We start from the raw sequence: 20,184 nt of genomic DNA, 5'->3' as shown, positions 1-20,184 counted from the left end.
CTGAGCGTCAGGTCTGGGACGGGTATGGCGGAATTGGCCTGATTTTTTGCGCGCGGTCGAACGCAAAACCGGACGCCACTTTTGCTGACCGCGCTGGTAGTGGGTGCCCTGCGGTTACCGTGGCGTCAAGACCGGACTGCCCAGCCATTTGCGCGCGCCGGCCTCTGCCTTGGCGCGGTCTTCCGGGCTCAGGCGGGCCAGCTCGTCGTCGAGCATGGGGTCGCCTTTTCCGGCGGTTTTGGCGATCAGGTGCCATTTCAGGCCCTCGACCTTGTCCATCGGGACGCCCTGGCCGGTCACCAGCACCCGGGCGAGCCGGTTCTGCGCGATCGCGCTGTTTTGGCGGGCGGCTTTGCTCAACAGCGCCACTGCTCCGGCCTCGTTCTTCGGTGTGCCGGTTCCGTTATAGAGCGCGATGGCATACTCGACTTCGGCGTCGACATTGTCGGCGAGCGCCGCCGCCTGTAGCAGCCGGACCGCCTTGTCGATGTCCTTGGGAACGCCGGTGCCTTCCTTGTAGAAGGTCGCCAGCGCGTATTGCGCTTCCGGATTGCCGGCATCGGCGGCTTGCCGGAGCAACTCGGCGGCACGCTTGACGTCCTGCGGCAGCGTCTGGCCGTCGAGATAGAGCAGCGCCAGGTTGTAGGCCGCCTTCGGGTTGCCGAGTTTTGCGGACGATGCCAGCAGCTTTACCGCCTCTTCGCGGTTGGGCGCGCCGCCGCGGCCTTCCAGGCGCAGCATCGCCAGCGCGAACATGGCCTCGCGGTCACCGGCATCGGCGGCGCGCTTGTACCAGTCGGCAGCCTTGGCGAAGTCGCGCTTGACGCCGAGCGCATTGGCGTAAAGCTCGCCGAGCATGGTCATCGCCTTGGTATCGCCGGCCACCGCGCGCATGCTCGCGAGGTTGAACGCGGACTTGTACATGCCGCGCTGATAAAGGCCGTAGACCAGATCGACATTGGGATCGTCAGGGGGCGGCGTCGGCACGACGGTTACGGCCGGCGCCGATGTTGCCGCCGGTTTCGGTGCTGGCGCGGCGGCAGGCTTCTTGGCGAGCGTGTGGGGCTGTGTTGCCGGCTTCGCAGCCGGCTTGGGTGCGTCGGCAGCCGGAGGCGTCAGCGAGATCTGCGCGTGAGCGTTTGCCGTCCATAGCAGGCAGCAGGCAACAATCGAAATGGGGCGCAAGCGCTGCATGTTCCGGCGCTATCCCTGTTCGGCTCTGGCGTTTCCGGCCGCCGTGTACGCTTGGCGGATGGCCTGCTCGACGTCCTCCAGCGCTGCCGCCGCGCCGCGCGGATCGGCCCAGATGAAATCGCCGACCAGCACGAAATCCGCCCCCGCGGCGGCGAATTCATTGGCCTCCTCGCGCGACGCCGCAAAGCCGACGCAGGGCGGCTCGAACAATTCGGCCCACCATCCCAGCCGCTCGGCGATCGCCTCGACCGAGGGCCGCTGGCCTTTGGCGTCGGGCTCGCCGAACAGCACGTAATCCGCGCCGAGCTCGCCCGCGGTCATCGAATCGTGGCGCGTCGCAAGGCCCCCGAGGCCGGCGATGCGGTCGGGCTTCAGCGACGGCAGTGCGTCCTCGAGGGCCGCGATGCCGGTCAGATGCGCGCCGTCGGCGCCGGCCCGCGCGACCAGTTCGACATGGCCGTCGAGCAGCAGCGCCGCATCGCTGTTCTGAACGACAGGCGCGAGCGCCTTGGCCCGCGCGATCATGGTGCGCTGGTCAGTGGGTTTCAGCCGCAGCAGCACCGCCGCGATGTCGGCCGCGGCAAGCAGATCGGGCAGGCTTCCGATCAGGCCCGCGGGATCGTCCACCTCGGGCGTCGCAAGATAGAGACGCGGCTGAGGGCGCGGCGGAGCAGGTTTAGTGGCCAATCTATGCCGCCTTCTGTTCCAGCTCGGCCTTCCATTCGCCCCTGGTCGCGAGCGAATTCATTCGCGCGCGGTGGGTGAAGGCACGCTGGCCGGCGGCGATGTTCTCGGGTCTGCCCGACCACGCCTTTTGCGGCGCCGCCTGCAGCGCGCGGCCGTAGGAGAAGGTAAGAGGCCAGGGCAGGCCGCCGATCCGGTGCATGGCGTCAAGATGCGCGGTGGCGCCCTCGTCGGATTGTCCGCCGGAGAGGAAGGCGATGCCGGGCACCGCCGCGGGCACGCAGGCCTTCAAGAGCCGGACGGTCTTCTCCGCGACTTCCGCGACGGAAGCCTGATTTGCGCTCTTCTTGCCCGAGATCGCCATGTTGGGTTTCAGGACCATGCCTTCCAGGGCGACGCGCTGTACCCGCAATTCCTGAAAGGTCTTGTTGAGCACGCGGCTCGTCACCTCGAAACAGCGATCGATGTCGTGATCGCCATCCATCAGCACTTCCGGCTCGACGATCGGAACGATCTGCGCGACCTGGCACAAAGCGGCGTAGCGCGCCAGCGCGTGGGCATTGACATGGATCGCGGTCATTGAGGGAATGCCGCTGCCGATATCGATCACGGCCCGCCATTTCGCGAACCGCGCGCCGCGCTCGTAATATTTCTTCAGGCGCTCGGCGAGCTTGTCGAGCCCGACGGTAACGAGCTCGCCGGGGCATTGCGGCAGGCTCTGTGTGCCCTCGTCGACCTTGATGCCGGGGATGGCGCCGGCCTGCTCGATCAGCTTGACCAGCGGCGTGCCGTCTTTCGCGGCCTGCCAGATGGTCTCGTCGTAGAGGATGACGCCGGAAATGTACTTGCTCATCGCCTCGGAGGAACGGAACAGCATCTCGCGATAGTCGCGGCGCGTCTCCTCGGTCGACGCCACGTTGATGGCGTCGAAGCGCTTCTTGATGGTGCCGGTGGATTCGTCGGCGGCCAAGATGCCCTTGCCGGGCACGACCATGGCGAGCGCGACCTTGTTGAGATCGGCGAGATTCATCGGTTGCCTCCTCCGGATGCGCGGTTGCTTTGCAAGTCAAACTAGACCGTTCTCGGGCAAGACCCAAGAAACTGACCAAGAAACTGACCGAGAAAATGCCCAGAAAGCCGACGAGACCGGCCGCCGGAACAGCGAGGCTGGCGGCTCGTTCAGGAGGAGCCGCCGGTCATGCGACCTTCGGATCGAGCTCGCCCTTGACGTAGCGCTTGGCCATCTCGGCGGTGGTCAGGACCTTCTTGATCTTGCCGGCCTGGCCGGCGGTATTGAATTCCTGCAGCCGCTGCTTGCACAGCTTGGCCATCGCTTCCATCGCGGGCTTGAGATATTTGCGCGGATCGAATTCTTCCGGGTTGTCGTGCAGCACTTTCCGGATCTGTCCGGTCATCGCCATGCGGTTGTCGGTGTCGATGTTGATCTTGCGCACGCCGTTCTTGATGCCGCGCTGGATTTCGGAAACCGGCACGCCCCAGGTCGGCTTCATCTTGCCGCCATTGGCGTTGATAATGTCCTGCAGGTCCTGCGGCACCGAGGATGAACCATGCATCACCAGGTGCATGTTCGGCAGCTTGCGGTGGATTTCCTCGATCACGTTCATGGCGAGGATGTCGCCGTCCGGCTTGCGGGTGAATTTGTAGGCGCCATGCGAGGTGCCCATCGCGATCGCCAGTGCGTCGACTCTTGTCTCCTTGACGAACTTGACCGCCTCGTCGGGATTGGTGAGCAACTGGTCGTGGGACAGCTTGCCTTCGGCGCCGTGGCCGTCTTCCTTGTCGCCCATGCCGGTCTCGAGCGAGCCGAGCACGCCGAGTTCGCCTTCCACCGAGATGCCGCCGAGATGGGCCATGCTGGTGACGGTCCTGGTGACGCCGACATTGTAATCCCAGTCGGCGGGCGTCTTACCGTCGGCCTTCAGCGAACCGTCCATCATGACGGAAGTGAAGCCGGCCTGGATCGCGGTCATGCAGGTGTCGGGGCCGTTGCCGTGGTCAAGATGCACGCAGACCGGGATCTGCGGATAGATTTCGGTCACCGCGTCCATCATGTGCTTGAGCATCACGTCGTTGGCATAGGAGCGCGCGCCGCGGGAGGCCTGGATGATCACGGGCGCATCCAGGGTCGAGGCGGCCTCCATGATCGCGAGCGCCTGCTCCATGTTGTTGATATTGAAGGCCGGCACGCCGTAATCGTGTTCCGCCGCGTGGTCGAGCAATTGACGCAACGTGATGCGAGCCATGGGTCCTGTTCTCCGCGTTGGGGCCGGTAGCCCGCTATGGAATAAAAATTCAGCGTATCTTCAAAACTTCGACGCCTGGCAAGGGTTTCCCCTCCATCCATTCAAGAAACGCGCCGCCCGCGGTCGAAACATACGTGAAATCCGAGGCCACGCCGGCCTGGTTCAGCGCCGCCACGGTATCGCCGCCGCCGGCGACCGAAATCAGCTTCTTCGCCTTGGTCCGCACGGCTGCGTGCTTCGCCGCGACCATGGTTCCCCTGTCGAACGGCGTCATCTCGAAGGCGCCGAGCGGACCGTTCCAGACCAGCGTCGCCGCATCGTCGATCGCGGCATGGATCCGCGCGACCGACTGCGGGCCGACGTCGAGGATCATGCCGTCGGCGGGGATCGCATCGAGGCCATAGGCCTGGGACGGCGTATTGGCTTCGAATTTGAACGCGACCACGGCGTCGACCGGCAGGATGATCGCGCAATTGGCGGCTTCCGCCTTCTCGATGATCCGCAAGGCGGTCGCCGCCAGATCCTTCTCCGCCAGCGACTTGCCGATGCCGACGCCCTGCGCATGCAGGAAGGTGTTGGCCATGCCGCCGCCGATCACCAGCGCATCGACCTTGCGCACCAGGTTCTCGAGGAGATCGATCTTGGTCGAGACCTTGGCGCCGCCGATGATCGCGATCACCGGTTTGGTCGGGTGGTCCAGCGCTTTGCCGAGCGCGTCGAGTTCGGCCTGCATGGTGCGGCCCGCATAGGCCGGCAATTTGTGGCCGAGGCCTTCGGTCGAGGCGTGGGCGCGGTGCGCCGCCGAGAAGGCGTCGTTGACCCAGATGTCGCCGAGCTTTGCCAGTTCGGCCACGAAGGCGGGATCGTTCTTTTCCTCTTCCTTGTGGAAGCGGGTATTCTCCAGGCAGAGGATGTCGCCATCCTTCATCGCGGCGACCGCCTTCTGCGCGACCTCGCCGATGCATTCGTCGGCAAACGCGACCGGCTTGTTGATCACCTGCGAAAGTTCGGCTGCGACCGGCTTCAGCGATTCCTTGGGGTCGCGGCCCTTGGGCCGGCCGAAATGCGCCAGCAGGATCACCTTGCCGCCCTTGGCGGAAATCTCGGTGATGGTGGGCGCGACGCGCTCGAGCCGCGTGGCGTCGGTGACGCGGCCATTTTCCATGGGCACGTTGAGGTCGACGCGCAGCAGCACGCGCTTGCCCTTCACGTCGACGTCATCGAGGGTGCGGAATGTTTTTGTCATTGAAGGTCTCGCAGACTCATCCTTCGAGACGCCTCGCTACGCCAGGCCCCTCAGGATGAGGTTTCTCCCTCATGGCGAGGAGCGCGCCGTTTGGCGCGCGTCTCGAACCATGAGCTCACAAAATCAGAGCAGTTTCCCCATCGCCACGGCGGTGTCCGCCATGCGGTTGGAAAAACCCCATTCATTGTCGTACCACGCCATCACCCGCACCAGCGTGCCGTTCTGCACCTTGGTCTGGTCCATGTGGAAGGTGGCGGAATGCGGGTCGTGGTTGAAGTCGATCGAGACGTTGGGAAAAATGGTAAAGCCCAGGATGCCCTTGAGCTGCTGCTCTGCAGCGCGCTTCATCGCCTCGTTGATTTCTTCCTTGGTGGTTTTGCGCGTCGCGACGATCTTGAGATCGATCACCGAGACGTTCGGGGTCGGCACCCGGATCGAGACGCCGTCGAGCTTGCCCATCAGTTCCGGCAACACCAGGCCGATCGCCTTGGCCGCGCCGGTCGAGGTCGGGATCATCGACATCGCCGCCGCCCGGCCGCGATAGAGATCCTTGTGCAGCGTGTCGAGCGTCGGCTGGTCGCCGGTATAGGCATGGATCGTGGTCATGAAGCCGGTCTCGATGCCGACGGTGTCGTTCAGCACTTTTGCGACCGGCGCAAGGCAGTTGGTGGTGCAGGAGCCGTTGGAGACGACCAGATGATCCTTGCTCAGCTTGTCGTGGTTGACGCCATAGACGATAGTCGCGTCGGCATGGTCGGCCGGCGCCGAAACCAGCACGCGCTTGGCCCCGGCGGTCAGGTGCGCGGAGGCCTTGTCCTTGGCGGTGAAGATGCCGGTGCATTCCAGCGCGATGTCGACGCCGAGTTCCTTCCACGGCAGCCTGGACGGATCGCGCTCGGCGGAAACCTTGATCTTGCCGTTGCCGAGGCTGATTGAATCGCCGTCGACCGTCACGGTGCCGGGAAAGCGGCCGTGCACCGAATCAAACCGCAAGAGATGGGCGTTGGTCTCGACCGGTCCGAGGTCGTTGATGCCGATCACTTCGATATCCTTGCGGCCGGACTCGGCGATGGCCCTCAGGACGTTGCGGCCGATGCGGCCAAACCCGTTGATTCCGACCCGGATCGCCATTTTATTTCTCCTCAAAGGTTCAAAATCCCGCTCTTTGCGGGCGGTTTGGCCGTTTCCTATGCCGTTCTAGGGCTATTTCATGCCCTGAATGAATGATCGTTGCAATGCATCATAATCCCGATCGCGCGGATAGGGTTACTTCCCGTTCAGGCGCTTTGACGCGGCCTCCACCACCGCGTCGGCCGTGATCCCGAAATGCTTGTACAGCGCCTTGGCCGGCCCGCTGGCGCCGAAAGAGTGCATGCCGATGAAGTCGCCGTCCGGCCCGATCACCGCGTCCCAGCCGAACCGCACCGCTGCCTCGATCGCGATCTTGACCGGGGCATCGCCGATGATCGCTTTGCGCCGGTCCGCCGGCTGCGCCAGCAGCAGTTCCAGCGAGGGCACCGATACCACGCGCGTCGCGATACCGCGCCCGGCCAGCGCTTTCTGGGCGGTGACGGCGATCTCGACCTCGGAGCCCGAGGCATACAGCGAAACCCTGGCCTCGCCCTGCGCCGCGATCAGTTCGTAACCGCCGCTGCTGCACAGATTATCGGCACTGGCCTTGGTCCGTGCCGGGGTCAGGGCCTGCCGCGACAGCGCCAGCACGGTCGGACCGGTCAGGTTCTCCAGCGCCAGTTGCCAGCATTCGGCGGTCTCCACTGCGTCCGCCGGGCGGAACACCCGCATGTTGGGCATCGCGCGAAGGGCTACGAGATGCTCGACCGGCTGGTGCGTCGGGCCGTCTTCGCCGAGCCCGATCGAATCATGGGTCATGATGTAGACGACCGACGTATGCGACAGCGCCGCGATCCGCATCGAGGGCCGCGCATAATCGGTGAAGCACAGGAAGGTCCCGCCGGCCGGCGCGAAGCCGCCATGGGCCGAGAGGCCGTTCATGGCCGCCGCCATGCCCATCTCGCGGATGCCGTAATGGATGTAGCGGCCGCTGTAATCGTCCGGCGTCACTTCCTTCAGGCCCTTGGTGCGGGTGTTGTTGGAGGGCGTCAGATCGGCCGAGCCGAGCAGCAGTTCGGGCATCACAGGCACCAGCACCTCGAGCGCCATCTCGCTCGCCTTGCGGGTAGCGACCGTCGGCGGCTCGGCGACCAGCCTGTCCTTGAGCTTGCGGATGACGTCGGCGAGAACGGCCGGACGCTTGCGGTCGATCACCCGCCGCATGAATTCGCTGCGCAGCGCGTCGGGCTTGGCCTCGAAGCGGCTGAGCCAGTCGGCATTGGCGCTGGCGCCCTGCTTGCCGACATTGCGCCAGGCGGCCAGCACGTCGTCGGGGACCTCGAACGGGCCGTAATTCCAGCCCAGTGCCTTCTTGGCGCCGGCGAGTTCTTCGGCGCCGAGCGCCTCGCCATGGGCCTTCGAGGTGCCCGCCTTGTGCGGAGCGCCGAAGCCGATCGTGGTCTTGCAGGCGATCAGCGAGGGACGTTCGGAGGTCTGCGCCTGGCTGATCGCTGCGGCGATCGCCTTCTGGTCTTGGCCGTCGATTCGCACCGCATCCCAGCCATGGGCCTTGAAGCGGGCCACCTGGTCGACATCGTCGGTCAGCGTGATCGGGCCGTCGATGGTGATGCCGTTGTCGTCGTACAGGAAGATCAGCTTCCTGAGCTTCAAATGGCCGGCGAGCGCCAGCGCCTCATGGCTGACGCCCTCCATCAGATCGCCGTCGGAGCACAGCACGTAGGTGTAGTGGTCGACGATATCGTCGCCGAATTCGGCCGCCAGCAGCCGCTCGGCCAGCGCGGAGCCGACCGAGAACGCGACGCCCTGGCCGAGCGGGCCGGTGGTGGTCTCGACACCGGAAGTGATGAAATTCTCCGGGTGACCGGGGGTCTTGGAGCCGAGCTGGCGGAAGTTCTCGATCTCTTCGATCGTCATGTCCTTGTTGCCGGTCAGGTACAACAGCGCATAGAGCAGCATCGAGCCGTGCCCGGCCGAAAGAATGAAACGGTCGCGGTCGGGCCAGCGGGGATCCGACGCGTCGAACTTTAAAAACTGCGTGAACAGCACGGTGGCGACGTCGGCGGCGCCCATCGGCAGGCCGGGATGGCCGGAATTCGCCTTTTCGACAGCATCCATGGCCAGTGCGCGGATCGCATTGGCCATGCGGGAATGATCGACGCGCGTCATGTTGAAAATCCGCCTGAAATGAGCTGTTTGGTGGCGATCCGCCGCATGGCGAACGGCCTCCGCGCAAGCGTTGTTGGCAACGGGAAGTCAAGGCTGGATAGCATCTCGGTTCCGGGAGTCCAAGGCAATGAAACGCGGCTCGGGCCCGAAAAGTTGCTTAGCGGTGCATAGCTTGCAACCGGCGTTGCGCTTGCCTCGCTTGCCACGTAAATTTCATCGTCTAAACGCTTGCCGAACCGGTAATTTTCCGGGTGCGGCTGCTTCGTCCAGGCTTCAATTGGAGGTGCGCGTTGACGCATGAGTGATCGCCCCGCGAACGGTTCGGGCAACATTGAGCCCTCATCGGCCGATATTGACGTCGCGACGCGGCGGCTGATGGCAGCGCTCGAGGCGCTGGAAAGCGCGGTCGAGCGGCGCCGCGAAGCCGATCGCGACGAAAACGAGCTGGCGAGCCGGATCCAGGCCTTGGGTGCGGATCGCTCGCGGCTCGCCGACGAACTCGACGGCTCGCTGGTGAAATCGCGCCGGCTCGAGCGCGTCAATCGCGAGATCGCCGACCGGCTGGACGCGGCGATCGGCACCATCCGTTCGGTACTCCACGCCGGAGAAGATTCATGAGCCACATCAACGTCACCATCAACGGCCGGCAATACCGGATGGCCTGCGAGGAAGGCCAGGAGGTTCGGCTGTTGAAGCTCGCCGAGAGCCTCGAATCGCGCATCCAGAGCCTGCGCGGCAAGTTCGGCGAGATCGGCGATGCGCGCCTGGTCGTGATGGCGGCGCTGACGGTGTGCGACGAATTGCTCGATACCGGCCCGCACATCCGCAAGCTCGAAGAAGAACTCGAAGCCTTGCGCGGCGTCCGCACCGCCGCAGCCGATCGCGCCCGTGCCACGCAGGTCGCGGTGGCCAACGCGCTCAATTCGGCTGCCGACCGCATCGAACGCACCACCCAGGTGCTCAATCGCACCATCGGCGGCGGGGTCGCGATTGGTTGACCAAGCCGGGCGTTAGCGCTGGCGGTTTGGGATAACCGTGGTTACATTGGCCCTGCGAAGCTGTGTCGCGCGTCAGGAGCCATATATCCCCGGGGCCTTATCGATCCTTCCGGGAACTGTCCCTGGCCGGGTCCGTGGATCCGGTCATATGGTGCCCACCTACTTTCGTAGGGAACTCCGGGATCGAGCGCTCCAACGGCCATCGCGGCTTCGCACTTTTGTTTTTCTGCTTGCCTGTTTCTGTGTTGCCGAGTTGCTTCTCACCCAGCACTCCCCGTCATACCCCGCGAAAGCGGGGTATCCAGTACGCCGCGGCTTCGCGCTTCTATCGCATGCGCCTCTGCAATACTGGATCGCCCGCCTTCGCGGGCGATGACAGCGAGGAGGGCGGTGAGAGCGAAGCGGGCGGCGGCAGTGAATGTGGCCCGCATGTCCCGTACCACCGAGCCCCCATCAAAGGCCAAACTTCGTACCGCCGCGCTGGCGGTGCGCGATTCGTTAAGCGAAACCAAACGCGCGGCCGCGGCGCAAGCCATCGCGCGGCGCGGGTTGCCGGTTGAACTCGTGGCCGGCGCCGTCGTGGCCGGCTATTCGCCGATTCGCAGCGAGCTTGACCCGACCCCCTTGATGCGGGCACTCGCGGCCAAGGGCGCGCGGCTGGCGTTGCCGGTGATCACGCAACGCGGCCAGTCGCTGCGGTTTCGGATCTGGCATGAAGGCGACAGGCTGCTGCCGGGATCGCTCGGCATTCTCGAGCCGTCGCCGGCAGCAGTCGAGGTCGTGCCTGACATCGTGCTGGTGCCGCTGGCGGCGTTCGACCGCAGCGGCCACCGAATCGGCTATGGCGCCGGGCATTACGACCGCACGCTGGCGAACCTGCACAAATCGAGGGGTTTTGCCGCCATCGGCCTCGCCTTCTCGGGCCAGGAAGTGGCAACGGTGCCGGCACTGCAGCACGACGTGCCGCTGGATTATGTGCTAACGGAAAAGAAAGCGTTCGATTTCCGGAGTTCATGAGTTGCGCATTCTTTTCGTAGGCGACGTCGTCGGCAGGGCCGGGCGTACCGCCATCTCCGACCATCTGCCTGGCCTGATCCGCGACTTCCGCCTCGATCTCGTCATCGTCAACGGCGAGAATGCCGCCGGCGGCTTCGGCATCACGGAAGCGATCTACCAGGAATTCATCGATGCGGGCGCCGACGCGGTCACGCTCGGCAATCATTCCTGGGACCAGCGCGAGGCGCTGGTGTTCATCGAGCGCGCGCCGCGGCTGGTTCGCCCCGCCAATTTTCCGAGGGGCACGCCGGGCCGCGGTACCGCGCTGGTCGATACCAAGAACGGCCGGCGCGCGCTCGTCATTAACGGCATCGGCCGCGTCTTCATGACGCCGTTCGACGACCCCTTCGCCGTCATCAACCGCGAACTCGAAGCCTGCCCGCTGCGCGAGGCCGCCGACGCTATCGTGGTCGATTTCCATGGCGAGGCTTCCAGCGAAAAGCAGGGCATCGGCTTCTTCTGCGACGGCCGCGCCTCGCTGGTCGTCGGCACCCACACCCATGTGCCGACCGCCGACCATCAGATCCTGCCCGGCGGCACCGCCTACATGACCGATGCCGGCATGACCGGCGATTACGATTCGATCATCGGCATGCAGAAGGAAGAGCCGCTGCGGCGCTTTACGACGGGCATTCCCTCGGGCCGGTTCGAGCCGGCGCTGGGTGCGGCGACGCTCAGCGGCGTCGCGGTCGAGACCGACGACGCAACCGGGCTCGCGCAGAAAATCGCGCCGGTGCGGATCGGCGGAAGGCTGGAGCCGACGCTGCCGCGGTTTTGGGTGACGTAGACGGCGGCCTGAGGGACGCGATCGAGCGCCGCTGCCTTCGCGAGCGCCCTGGAGCATGCTAGACGGCGCGTGGAAGCGGCGGAACGGCAAGCCAACCGAGAGCGAGAACCTTGTCCGACAACAACGAACCACTGACGCTCAAATTCCGCTGCCCGGCGGAACTCGAGGGAAAGATTCCGCCGCCGATACCGGCGACATTAGGCCTTCCCGGCTGGCTGAAGGCGATGCCGACGCAGGCCTTCAACGCGGTCAATATGCGCGAGGAGGATACGGTCAAGCGCTGTCCGCCGTTCGTCGATGCCATGACCAGCGGGTTCCTGATGCCGCTGATCTGCGATCTCAGGGTCGAGAACGGCGCCATCAGTTGGGACAATGACCTTCCGCCCGGCGGATCGCTCGAGTTTCCGCGTTCGCCGATCGGATTCCACGACGCAAGCCAGGTCACCGGCACGCCGCTGTTCGAGCCCGACCGACTCCTGATCAAGTTTCTCAATTTGTGGAGCATCGAGGCGCCGGAGGGCTATTCGCTGTTGTTCACCCATCCGCTCAATCGTTTTGATCTGCCATTCACCACGCTGAGCGGGATGGTCGATTGCGACCGTTTTCGCAACAGCTGGATTCATTTCCCGGCGCATTGGCACGACATGAATTTCAGCGGCGTGCTGCCAAAGGGCACGCCGGTCGCGCAGTGCCTGCCGGTGAAGCGGGAAAACTGGGTCACGCAGACCGCGCCGTTCACCGCCGAGGAGACGCAGCGGGTGCACGAACTGACGAAGGCGATCAGTCTCGAGCCCGGACTGTACCGGCGGAAATTCCGGGCGTAACCAGGCTCAGCCTGGCTCGCCCCGCAGGAATTTCGCAACCGCGCTCGGGCGGAAGAAGAAACGGCCGTGCGACGAAGCCGCGAGTGCGTGGGTGGCTCGACCGAGTAGCTGGGGTCCGCTGCGAAACGCCGAACGCAAATTGGCCTCGCCGGCGTCGCGCTGACCCATTTCCAGAAGGCATGCGGCGAGATCGGCGCGGGTCATGGCATCGTCAGGACGGTGCGCCAGCGCGTGCCGGTAGGCGTCGGCGGCGGCGGCATAGTCGCCCTCCAGCAGCAGCACGCGCGCGAGCGCCGTCAATATGTCGGGGCGACCGGGCGCTGACTCGCGCGCCTTCAAAAGGACCGCACGCGCCTTGCTGCGCGCGTTGCGGGAGAGGTGCAGGCGCGCAAGGTCCAATTGCAGATCGATGGCTTCCGGCGCCGATGCAAGGCCGCTTTCGACCACGGCGATGGCCTCGTCGACGCGTCCGGCCTTGGCAAGTTGGCCGGCGAGCTCCTGGAAGGCCGGCAGGAATGGCGGGCGCCGCGCCGTGGTGCGGCGCAATTGTTCGATCGCCTCCTCGCGGCGTCCGGCGCTGCCCAGCGCCGCCCCCAGCAGCATTTCGATATCCGGATCGCCAGTGCGGCGCGCGGCCTTTTCGAGCGGCGCGATCGCCTCTTCACCGCGGTTCTGAGCGAGCAGAGCCCGGGCCAGCATCGACGCGGCGGCGGTGTCGGTCCGGTTCGCCCTCAGGACCTCAGCGGCGAGTTGCTCGGCCTCGGCGAACCGTCGCGCCCGCAGCGCAAGCGCCGCGCGTTCGAGCAATTGGGCGCGCGGATTAAGTTGTCCGCGGCTGGTGGGCGAGAAAGAAGGAGGCTTCGGCACGGGGCTTGTATCCAGATGTCCATCGCGGCGACTAATGGAGGCGTCAAAGAAGCCTCCAGCAACAGTCGCGTGAAGAGGGGCCACCGCATGGCTGGGTCCAGCGTTTGGCGCGCGAGACCGACCGGCAGCTGAAGAACTGTGTTGCATAAAATCACTCTTTCGCGAAGGCGCAAATGGCTCCAATGAGCCGCGCCCTCGCATGATCCGCCGGGCGTGGTGTCAGACCCCTTCAGAAAACCCGCTTCGGAAGCTAGGATGACGTTTTATGATCCTTGCTCGGGGGCGGTATGAGACGGCGGCAGTTTATCGGACTTGTCGGTGGTGTGGCGGCTCTGCCGGTCTTGCCGCCGTTGGCGGTTCGGGCGCAGCAGGCGGGCAGGCAATACCGGATCGCTTACCTCGCCTTGCTTGCCGGCGAGGACTCGACCTTCGCAAAGCCGCTCTTGCAACGGCTGGAGGAGCTCGGCTACCGCGAAAGCAAGAACATGATCTGGGATTACCGGTCGGCCGATGGGCGGGCGGAACGGTTGCCCCAGCTCGCCGCGGAACTCGTCCGCGCCGGTCCGGACGTGCTGATTACGGGATTTGGCACGCTCGCACCGAAGGCTGCGATTGCCGCGACCCACAGCATCCCGATTGTCTTCACGTCGGTCGGAGATCCCGTTGGCGCCGGCCTCGTCGCGAGCCTGAGTCAGCCAGGCGGAAACGTCACCGGCATGAGCGGGCAGGCGAGCGACATCGCCGCCAAGAAGCTGCAGTTCCTCGAGGACCTCATCCCCGGGAAAAAGCCCGTTGCGGTACTGGGAAATTCCGACACCCCTTACACCGCGCTAGCACTCCAGCAGATCAAGACCGCCGCCACCGCGATGGGACTGCCGTTCGCGGTTCTCGACGCAAGAACCGTCGACCAGATACCGGCGGCCATCGACGCGGCGATCAGATCGGGGGCAGCCAGCATGCTGGTGCTCGAGGATCCCGTGCTGTTGAGCGCCATCCGGCAAACGACCGACCTCGCCGCCAAAGCTCGGTTGCCCGCGATCTATGGTCCGAGAGAATATGCGCAGGCCGGCGGATTGATCTCGTATGGAACGGACCAGAGTCAGTTGAGCCGGCGGGCAGCGGAATATGTCGACAGGATTCTCAAAGGCGCGTCGCCTGCCACCCTTCCGGTGGAGCAGCCCACCAAATTCGAGCTCGTCATCAATCTCAGGGCAGCGAAGGCGCTGGGTCTGGAGATTCCACCCAACCTGTTATCGCTTGCCGACGAACTGATCGAATAGGCGATCCGCTTTGGCGGTCTAACCGCTCGGAGGAGTGCGAGCAGACCGGCGCGCGAGAGTTTGTTTTTTACCAAGCGGGCACTGAGGCGGGCAACAGGATCAGTGTTGCGAGCAACGACTAGCCTAGCGACGGCAATCGGCGTATAAGTATCTCCCATGAGTTGGGATGCGAAAGAAGTAGCACTGCTCCAAAAGCTCTGGACGTCGGGACAGAGCGCCGAGCAGATCGCGCGCCGTCTCGGATATAGCCGTAACGCGGTCTGCGCCAAGCTCACTCGTCTGGGCCTGAAGCGCGGCCACAAGCCGCCAACCGCAAAACCCAGGATCAGGCAAGAACCGAAGACGAGGCCATCGCAGCTGGCGGCCTGTGCCCGCCCGGCGGACAAGGTGATGTCTTCACGCAAGCGCGCGAAGCGGCAGCCCAAGGAGTTCACCAAGGAATTCACCAAGGGCCAGCTTTACGCCATGCTGGCTGAAGCGGTCAGGAATACCGGCTGACGGGCGCCGCGATATCGTTGCGCTTCGCTGGGCATTTTGACTCGGCTCACTCCAATGATCTGATCTGCCATCGGTCGTCGTGACGATGGCGACGACTGTTGCAAACGCCGCCAAACTTCTGCGCAATTCACGCGCATCGAACATCGGCGCCATCCGGATTTGCTAAGCGACGCCCCGCAACGACCGGCTAGCTTGGCGCTGCCGAACTTGAGGCATCACCCGCTCCGCCAGCAGGCGCATCGAGTTCGTCACGTAGGCGGGCGCCATGTTGCCAAAGTTTTGCATGGTCATGACGTGATCCACGCCCATGTCGGCGAGCGCGCAAAGCTTCTTCGTGACGGTCTCGACCGACCCAAAAAGATGAATGCCGCTTCGGAGAATATCGTCATAGACCATTTTCTTCGCATACAGCCGGGTCTCGACATAGAGGTCAAACGGTCCGCTCGCCTCCTTGCGTGCCGCGGCGTCGGTCTCGGCGACATGGGTATGGAGGCATACGACGTTGTCGCCAAGCGCTTGCGGAAGAGCGACGGCCTCGTTGCCAGCATCGGTTCGGCCGCGGCGAAATTCCGACACCAGCGAACCGATTTCGTCGACATGATCGAGCGAGCCGTATGGCACCGTCAAAAGTCCTCGTCCCTGCAAGCCGACGTGGTAGGCGGCCTCCTTGCGGAGAATGGCCACGTAAAGCGGCACCGGCCTCTGGATCGGCTCGACATTCAATTTCACCACGTCCAGGCGGTTAAACTTGGCGTGGCAGGTCACCCTTTCGCCAGACAGAAGGCGCTCCACGATTGCGAGGCACTCGTCGAAACGATCGCGTTTTTCAGCTGGGTCGACATCGAATCCTTCGAACTCATGTTTGAGATAGCCGGAGCCGGCGCCGAGCACGAAACGGCCATCGCTAAGGATATCCGCCATCGCAAAAATCTCGGCTGCCGTTCTCGGATTGTGAAATGTAAGGATCGAGATTGCCGTTCCGAGTCTGATGCGTGTCGTGCGTTGGGCAATCGCGCAGAGCAAAGCGGTGGGATTCGGAACCACGCCATAGGGATGAAAATGGTGCTCCGCGGAAAAGAACGCGGCATATCCCAGTTCTTCTGCAAGCACGGCTTGATCGATCACTTGCTTGTAGAACTGGGGGACGGTGCGGGCGCCATCGGGATAATGGTCCTGGACGGAAAACAGCGAGAGCTTCAAGGCCGCCTCCCAGATTTATGAATTGCGTAACAGAGTATGTGTCGTTAGTCCCATGCTCTAAAACCATGAACCGGGTGGTGAAGGCACGGACAAAAGCGTCGAAACGAATTTGCCAGCACTGCGTGAGCCGCGCAGAAGGGCAATGTCTTCCGGTGTCAGGCCAAAGCCTAAAAACTGCTCGTTATTGATTCTGCCGAGCCAGCGCCGGGTGCGTTGCTTCGCCCGCTCATCTTGGGCCTGAACGAATCTTCGCACCAGGCTCGACCGGGCTTTTCGCTGGCTCGCGATCAGGCTGTTCGGCAGGAACTGCCTTGCCTGGCTCTCTGAGTTTCCCGGCCGCCCGTCAGTTTGTGATCGGTCCGAACTAATATGTTCGTGATGCTCCATCTGGAGGGGCTTGGTATGCGAATTGTCGAGTTGATCCGTTGGACGAGACATATCGAACCTCCATTAGCGCTCGTTTGCCCCCTTGGCATGCATGCCTGGTCGCACCACCGCACACGTCCGGCTTTCGAGGCTCAGTAAGCACCGAGAATATTGCAGCGCGATTGCCTTACCGGATTATCGCGTTACGTCTGTAACGAGAGATGCTCGCGACTGGCGTCGCAGACGTCATTCTTGAAAAGCCTCCGAAGTTGGCACCGAACGGACATGCCGATCCTGTTGAGAAGGCAGCACTGGCCACGACGTAATGGCGCTGTGGGCATGATGAGCTGTGGTTTGGAATGCCAGCAACTAACTTTGACATATGTGGAAGGTTGCTGTGGTGCAGTGCACAATACCTTTGTTCAAAGTTGTGGAAAAGCGAGACAAATCTATTGACGTTGCTAAACTCCATTTGTCGTAACAACTTATGGAGCGTCCGTATGAGTGTTAGTGCAGAAATCCTCACCCGTGCCCCATTTGCGTTGGACCAGTTGGAGCGCGAAATCAACAACACGGTGGGTCCACATCGGCCGCGCGGCACCGTTCGGCCGCTCTCACCGATGCCGGACTACGTCGAGCACCGCAACGGCGTCAACGAGGTTGGCAAGCTGTCGGCCGAGGCCGTGGTGCGCGAATACGAAGCGGCGGTGAAGGAGATCGAGGCCCTCGGAACAGAACTACAGGAAGCCGCCAAGAAATGCGAGGCGATGGTGGCAGGCGTCCATGACGTGGTCGCCGAAATCAAGGAGTTGGCCGCAGGTTATCGCGACCAGGGCAAGCGTTACTTCCTGCAGATCGAGGCCGTCTCGTTGATGACAACAGAGGTTCGGGACACCTGCGAAACACTTAAGAAGAAGATCGCAGCCGAGACATTGACCAAGTGATATTTCGGCTATGGCCGTATCTTGTGATCATCGCACCCGTGGTCATTGCTGTGATCGTGGGGCTGATCTGATATGAGGTGAACGGTTGCGCCATTCCGGCGCGGCGAAACGTGGTTAGTGCTATTCAATACCCCTGTCGCTTGACATCTTGCCCCGGCTTCGGCGGGGGCTTTTTTTGTGCCATGAGAGGGGCAATCACTGCGCGCGGCAAGATTATCGAATGACCGGGCATTTCCGTTCATGGCACCTTTGAGACATGCCGACTGCATTGGGCAATGTCCGCTAATCGGCGAAGACCGGAAGTGAGCGGCGCTCGGTCAAAGTGACGAATTTGACCAGGAACGGAAGTCGCGGGCCTGGCCAACGGCCGAGCGGTTGTGAAATCGTTCTTCTGCCCCGGACTGATCCCGCCGATCTGATATAATGCGCGGTGCTGGCCCATACTCTAACCCAGATGCGCGTTATGGCATATTGATGTGTCTATGCGCAGCAATTGGACCAAACGATTACCGTTTACCGCGGGAGGCAATCATGAATAAGAATCTTCTGGTGTCGATTCTTGTGGCCCTCACCGTTACGGCGGCGGCCGCGCAGGCTCCCACCAAAGACACGCTCATCGCCCGTGCGAAATCGTTTGAGCTCGATACGTCCTATGTGCCGCCGCCAGGCGATCCCCTGACGCATCATGCCGCCGGATTTGCAAAGGTCATGTGCTCAGCTGTATTCATGACCGGCCTTGCGCCCGATTTCGCGGCCGAAAATGTCGGGTTTTTCACTGCGCCCTACGGAGAGCGCGCGAAGCTCGGCAAGCCGGTGATCGATCGCGCCAACAAGGCGGTCCACGTCACGCTCCCTAATGGCGTGACTCGTACCGCCACATATCTCGGGAGCCAAGGTTGCGTCACACTCCCGTTAGGGGAGAGCGCCATGAATTTCAAGCCGGTCGCCGTTAATAGCCGATTGCCCGATCCCGCGACCCAGCTGTGGCCGATGGGCGACATGCTACCGCAGGAGCCACTGCCGACAGAGATCGACGCCGAAAAGCTCAAAGCTGCCGTGAATGCAGCGTTCGAGCCGGCCGAAGGATTGACCGCTGCGTTCGTTGTGACGTGGAAAGGCCGGCTCATTGCCGAGCGCTACGCGGAAGGTCTTACGGCGCAGACGCCGCTCGAAGGCTGGTCCATGGGCAAGAGCGTTACGGCAACACTCTTTGGGATTCTGGTCAAAGACGGCGTCTATGATTTGGACCAGCCGGCACCGATCCCTGAATGGCAAACGCCCGGCGACCCGCGCGCCAAAATACGCATTGCAGATATCCTTCACATGTCGAGCGGGCTTCGGATCAAGGCGCCCCAGGACCCGGATTATGACCCAACGGGACCTTATCCGGATCACGTTTACCTTTATACCGGCGGCATCGATTCCTTTCATTACGCGGCGACACGGCCATTGCAATGGCCTCCCAACACCGTCGGACGCTATCACAACACCGATCCGGTCCTGATCAGCTATCTGATCCGGCTCGGTGTTGAAAAAAGCGGCGACGAATATCTCTCATTTCCTCAGCGGGTGCTGTTCGACAAGCTCGGCATCCGTACCATGGTGCTCGAAACTGATCCGTTCGGAAATTTTTTGGGGCAAGGTTATGAGGTTGGCTCCGGGCGCGACTGGGCGCGGCTTGGCAACCTCTTTCTTCAGGGTGGCGTCTGGAACGGTGAGCGCATTCTCCCAGAGGGCTATACCAAATTCGTCAGCACGCTTGCGCCGGCCTGGGCCGCGGACAATCGGCCGATCTATGGAGCTTTCTTTTGGCTCAACGGCGACGGGCGATATCCAGTCCCGCGCGATTCCTATTACATGTCGGGCGCTGGCGGGCAGACGACTCTGATGATTCCCTCGCACGATCTCGTCGTGGTGCGTCTCGGGCACTACCGAGGCGAATCTGCCGGCGCCGCAGGCTTCAGCAAGGCGCTCGCGCTGTTAATGGAGGCGGTGCCAAAAGCACAAAACGAGACAATCCATCCACCTATTGAGAAATAAGTGTTGGAGAGGTGGATTAACGCGACAACCGAATCGGCCTTGGGCGTGTCGCGGCTCGCCGACCTCTACCCCACAGGACTTCACGTTCACAAAACGAGGCGCGAGGCGAACCGCTGCTGGATCTCTGACGAAAAAGTCTCCCATTCCAATTTTGGGCCTCGTCCGCTGTTGGCAGTGCGCCCCGAAGGCGCGGATCACTAGTGGAGGAAGATTCCACCCAGAGAGTTGTCGATTGATCTGGTAGCTGACGAGCGGTTCGGCCGGGTAACCGGCAGGGCTGGAGCCTCGTGACAAAGGCCGCTTTAGGCGGTTGAGCAATCCGGCGGGCCGTAACGTGAGTGAAGCCTGAGCAGGCCTCGAAAGTGACAATGCGGATGCCGACCCTCCTGCCATTTGGGGAAGGCTGTATGAGCGGGGAAGCAATCGACACGCGCACCCGCTTGATCCGCCGGGGTAGTGGGCACGGCACGTCGGAAAGGTGGTTCGGGTAATCGGGGGAGACCCGTCAAGGGCGAGGGTAGCGGCCTCAACGTCGCGAAAGGCGGCGGCCATGGCGGGAGTCGGACGGGGTCGTATGACCGTTGAAGCCGGGTAATGCTGGCTGAGGAAAGGGCCCCGACTTCTGGTGCGCTTTCGAAGATGGCTAGGTCGTGGTGATTGGCGATGAGCCTGCAAACA

20 protein-coding genes and 1 other RNA gene are annotated in these 20,184 nt (G+C 63.2%); 10 read left to right on the top strand and 11 right to left on the bottom strand.

Annotation, left to right across the window (positions count from 1 at the left end):
- Positions 1-114: 114 nt before the first annotated feature.
- From B5525_RS04960 to B5525_RS43595, 8 genes are all read right to left on the bottom strand, one after another.
- On the bottom strand, positions 115-1,194 hold the full coding sequence (locus B5525_RS04960) for a tetratricopeptide repeat protein (RefSeq protein ID WP_079565004.1): 1,080 nt from the start codon (positions 1,192-1,194) through the stop codon (positions 115-117).
- A 9-nt stretch (positions 1,195-1,203) separates the two neighbouring features.
- Positions 1,204-1,881: a thiamine phosphate synthase gene (locus B5525_RS04955; RefSeq protein ID WP_079565003.1), complete on the bottom strand. Its 678-nt coding sequence runs from the start codon at positions 1,879-1,881 to the stop codon at positions 1,204-1,206.
- Between the two features lies 1 nt (position 1,882).
- Positions 1,883-2,908: a class I fructose-bisphosphate aldolase gene (locus B5525_RS04950; RefSeq protein WP_079565002.1), complete on the bottom strand. Its 1,026-nt coding sequence runs from the start codon at positions 2,906-2,908 to the stop codon at positions 1,883-1,885.
- Positions 2,909-3,074: 166 nt separating this feature from the next.
- Positions 3,075-4,142: a class II fructose-bisphosphate aldolase gene (gene fba, locus B5525_RS04945; protein WP_079565001.1), complete on the bottom strand. Its 1,068-nt coding sequence runs from the start codon at positions 4,140-4,142 to the stop codon at positions 3,075-3,077.
- Between the two features lie 49 nt (positions 4,143-4,191).
- Entirely contained in the window at positions 4,192-5,388 is a 1,197-nt protein-coding gene (locus B5525_RS04940; protein WP_079565000.1) for a phosphoglycerate kinase, read from the bottom strand.
- 123 nt (positions 5,389-5,511) lie between these two features.
- Entirely contained in the window at positions 5,512-6,519 is a 1,008-nt protein-coding gene (gene gap / locus B5525_RS04935) for a type I glyceraldehyde-3-phosphate dehydrogenase (protein WP_079564999.1), read from the bottom strand.
- A gap of 135 nt (positions 6,520-6,654) precedes the next feature.
- On the bottom strand, positions 6,655-8,646 hold the full coding sequence (gene tkt / locus B5525_RS04930; protein WP_079564998.1) for a transketolase: 1,992 nt from the start codon (positions 8,644-8,646) through the stop codon (positions 6,655-6,657).
- Positions 8,643-8,945 carry a hypothetical protein gene (locus tag B5525_RS43595; RefSeq protein ID WP_154073068.1) on the bottom strand — a complete coding sequence of 101 codons (303 nt, stop codon included), beginning with the start codon at positions 8,943-8,945 and terminating at the stop codon, positions 8,643-8,645. The genes tkt and B5525_RS43595 overlap by 4 nt, the downstream gene beginning before the upstream one ends.
- Here B5525_RS43595 and B5525_RS04925 point away from each other — a divergent pair.
- The 6 genes from B5525_RS04925 to B5525_RS04900 all read left to right on the top strand — a co-directional run bounded on the left by B5525_RS04925 (position 8,944) and on the right by B5525_RS04900 (position 12,311).
- On the top strand, positions 8,944-9,264 hold the full coding sequence (locus tag B5525_RS04925) for a DUF4164 domain-containing protein (RefSeq protein WP_079564997.1): 321 nt from the start codon (positions 8,944-8,946) through the stop codon (positions 9,262-9,264). The two genes, B5525_RS43595 and B5525_RS04925, sit on opposite strands and share 2 nt — an antisense overlap.
- Positions 9,261-9,644, top strand: a complete 384-nt coding sequence (locus B5525_RS04920) for a cell division protein ZapA (protein WP_079564996.1) — start codon at positions 9,261-9,263, stop codon at positions 9,642-9,644. The genes B5525_RS04925 and B5525_RS04920 overlap by 4 nt, the downstream gene beginning before the upstream one ends.
- 54 nt (positions 9,645-9,698) lie before the next feature.
- Positions 9,699-9,859: non-coding RNA, 6S RNA (ssrS, locus tag B5525_RS04915), on the top strand.
- A gap of 214 nt (positions 9,860-10,073) precedes the next feature.
- Positions 10,074-10,661 carry a 5-formyltetrahydrofolate cyclo-ligase gene (locus B5525_RS04910; protein WP_079564995.1) on the top strand — a complete coding sequence of 196 codons (588 nt, stop codon included), beginning with the start codon at positions 10,074-10,076 and terminating at the stop codon, positions 10,659-10,661.
- A gap of 1 nt (position 10,662) precedes the next feature.
- On the top strand, positions 10,663-11,487 hold the full coding sequence (locus tag B5525_RS04905) for a TIGR00282 family metallophosphoesterase (RefSeq protein WP_079564994.1): 825 nt from the start codon (positions 10,663-10,665) through the stop codon (positions 11,485-11,487).
- A 110-nt stretch (positions 11,488-11,597) separates the two neighbouring features.
- Positions 11,598-12,311 (top strand): hypothetical protein, encoded by a 714-nt coding sequence (locus B5525_RS04900; RefSeq protein WP_079564993.1) that lies wholly within the window; start codon positions 11,598-11,600, stop codon positions 12,309-12,311.
- Between the two features lie 6 nt (positions 12,312-12,317).
- On the opposite strand, the gene B5525_RS04895 is transcribed toward B5525_RS04900, so the two are convergent.
- Complete coding sequence (locus tag B5525_RS04895) at positions 12,318-13,118, bottom strand: tetratricopeptide repeat protein (protein WP_244567834.1); 801 nt, start codon at positions 13,116-13,118, stop codon at positions 12,318-12,320.
- 347 nt (positions 13,119-13,465) lie between these two features.
- On the opposite strand from B5525_RS04895, the gene B5525_RS04890 reads away from it, so the two are divergent.
- A complete protein-coding gene (locus B5525_RS04890) occupies positions 13,466-14,458 on the top strand; it encodes an ABC transporter substrate-binding protein (RefSeq protein WP_079564991.1) in 993 nt (330 codons plus the stop codon).
- A gap of 156 nt (positions 14,459-14,614) precedes the next feature.
- Positions 14,615-14,956, top strand: a complete 342-nt coding sequence (locus B5525_RS04885) for a GcrA family cell cycle regulator (protein ID WP_079564990.1) — start codon at positions 14,615-14,617, stop codon at positions 14,954-14,956.
- Between the two features lie 162 nt (positions 14,957-15,118).
- Here the strand turns inward: B5525_RS04885 and B5525_RS04880 are convergent, their stop codons facing one another.
- Both B5525_RS04880 and B5525_RS43590 read right to left on the bottom strand, forming a co-directional pair.
- Positions 15,119-16,156, bottom strand: coding sequence for an LLM class flavin-dependent oxidoreductase (locus tag B5525_RS04880; RefSeq protein ID WP_079564989.1), 1,038 nt, complete (start codon positions 16,154-16,156; stop codon positions 15,119-15,121).
- A gap of 57 nt (positions 16,157-16,213) precedes the next feature.
- The gene (locus tag B5525_RS43590; RefSeq protein WP_154073067.1) at positions 16,214-16,594 is read right to left on the bottom strand and encodes a hypothetical protein; all 381 of its coding nucleotides are present in this window, start codon (positions 16,592-16,594) and stop codon (positions 16,214-16,216) included.
- A 428-nt stretch (positions 16,595-17,022) separates the two neighbouring features.
- Between B5525_RS43590 and B5525_RS04875 the strand changes: the two genes are divergently transcribed.
- On the top strand, positions 17,023-17,466 hold the full coding sequence (locus B5525_RS04875; RefSeq protein ID WP_244567833.1) for a hypothetical protein: 444 nt from the start codon (positions 17,023-17,025) through the stop codon (positions 17,464-17,466).
- Between the two features lie 531 nt (positions 17,467-17,997).
- On the top strand, positions 17,998-19,506 hold the full coding sequence (locus tag B5525_RS04870) for a serine hydrolase domain-containing protein (RefSeq protein ID WP_079564988.1): 1,509 nt from the start codon (positions 17,998-18,000) through the stop codon (positions 19,504-19,506).
- Positions 19,507-20,184: the final 678 nt, after the last annotated feature.

Source organism: Bradyrhizobium erythrophlei, assembly GCF_900129505.1.
GTDB classification, from domain to species: Bacteria; Pseudomonadota; Alphaproteobacteria; order Rhizobiales; family Xanthobacteraceae; genus Bradyrhizobium; species Bradyrhizobium erythrophlei_D.
Note: the sequence above shows the minus strand (reverse complement) of the source record. Positions and strands in the feature narration are given on the sequence as shown.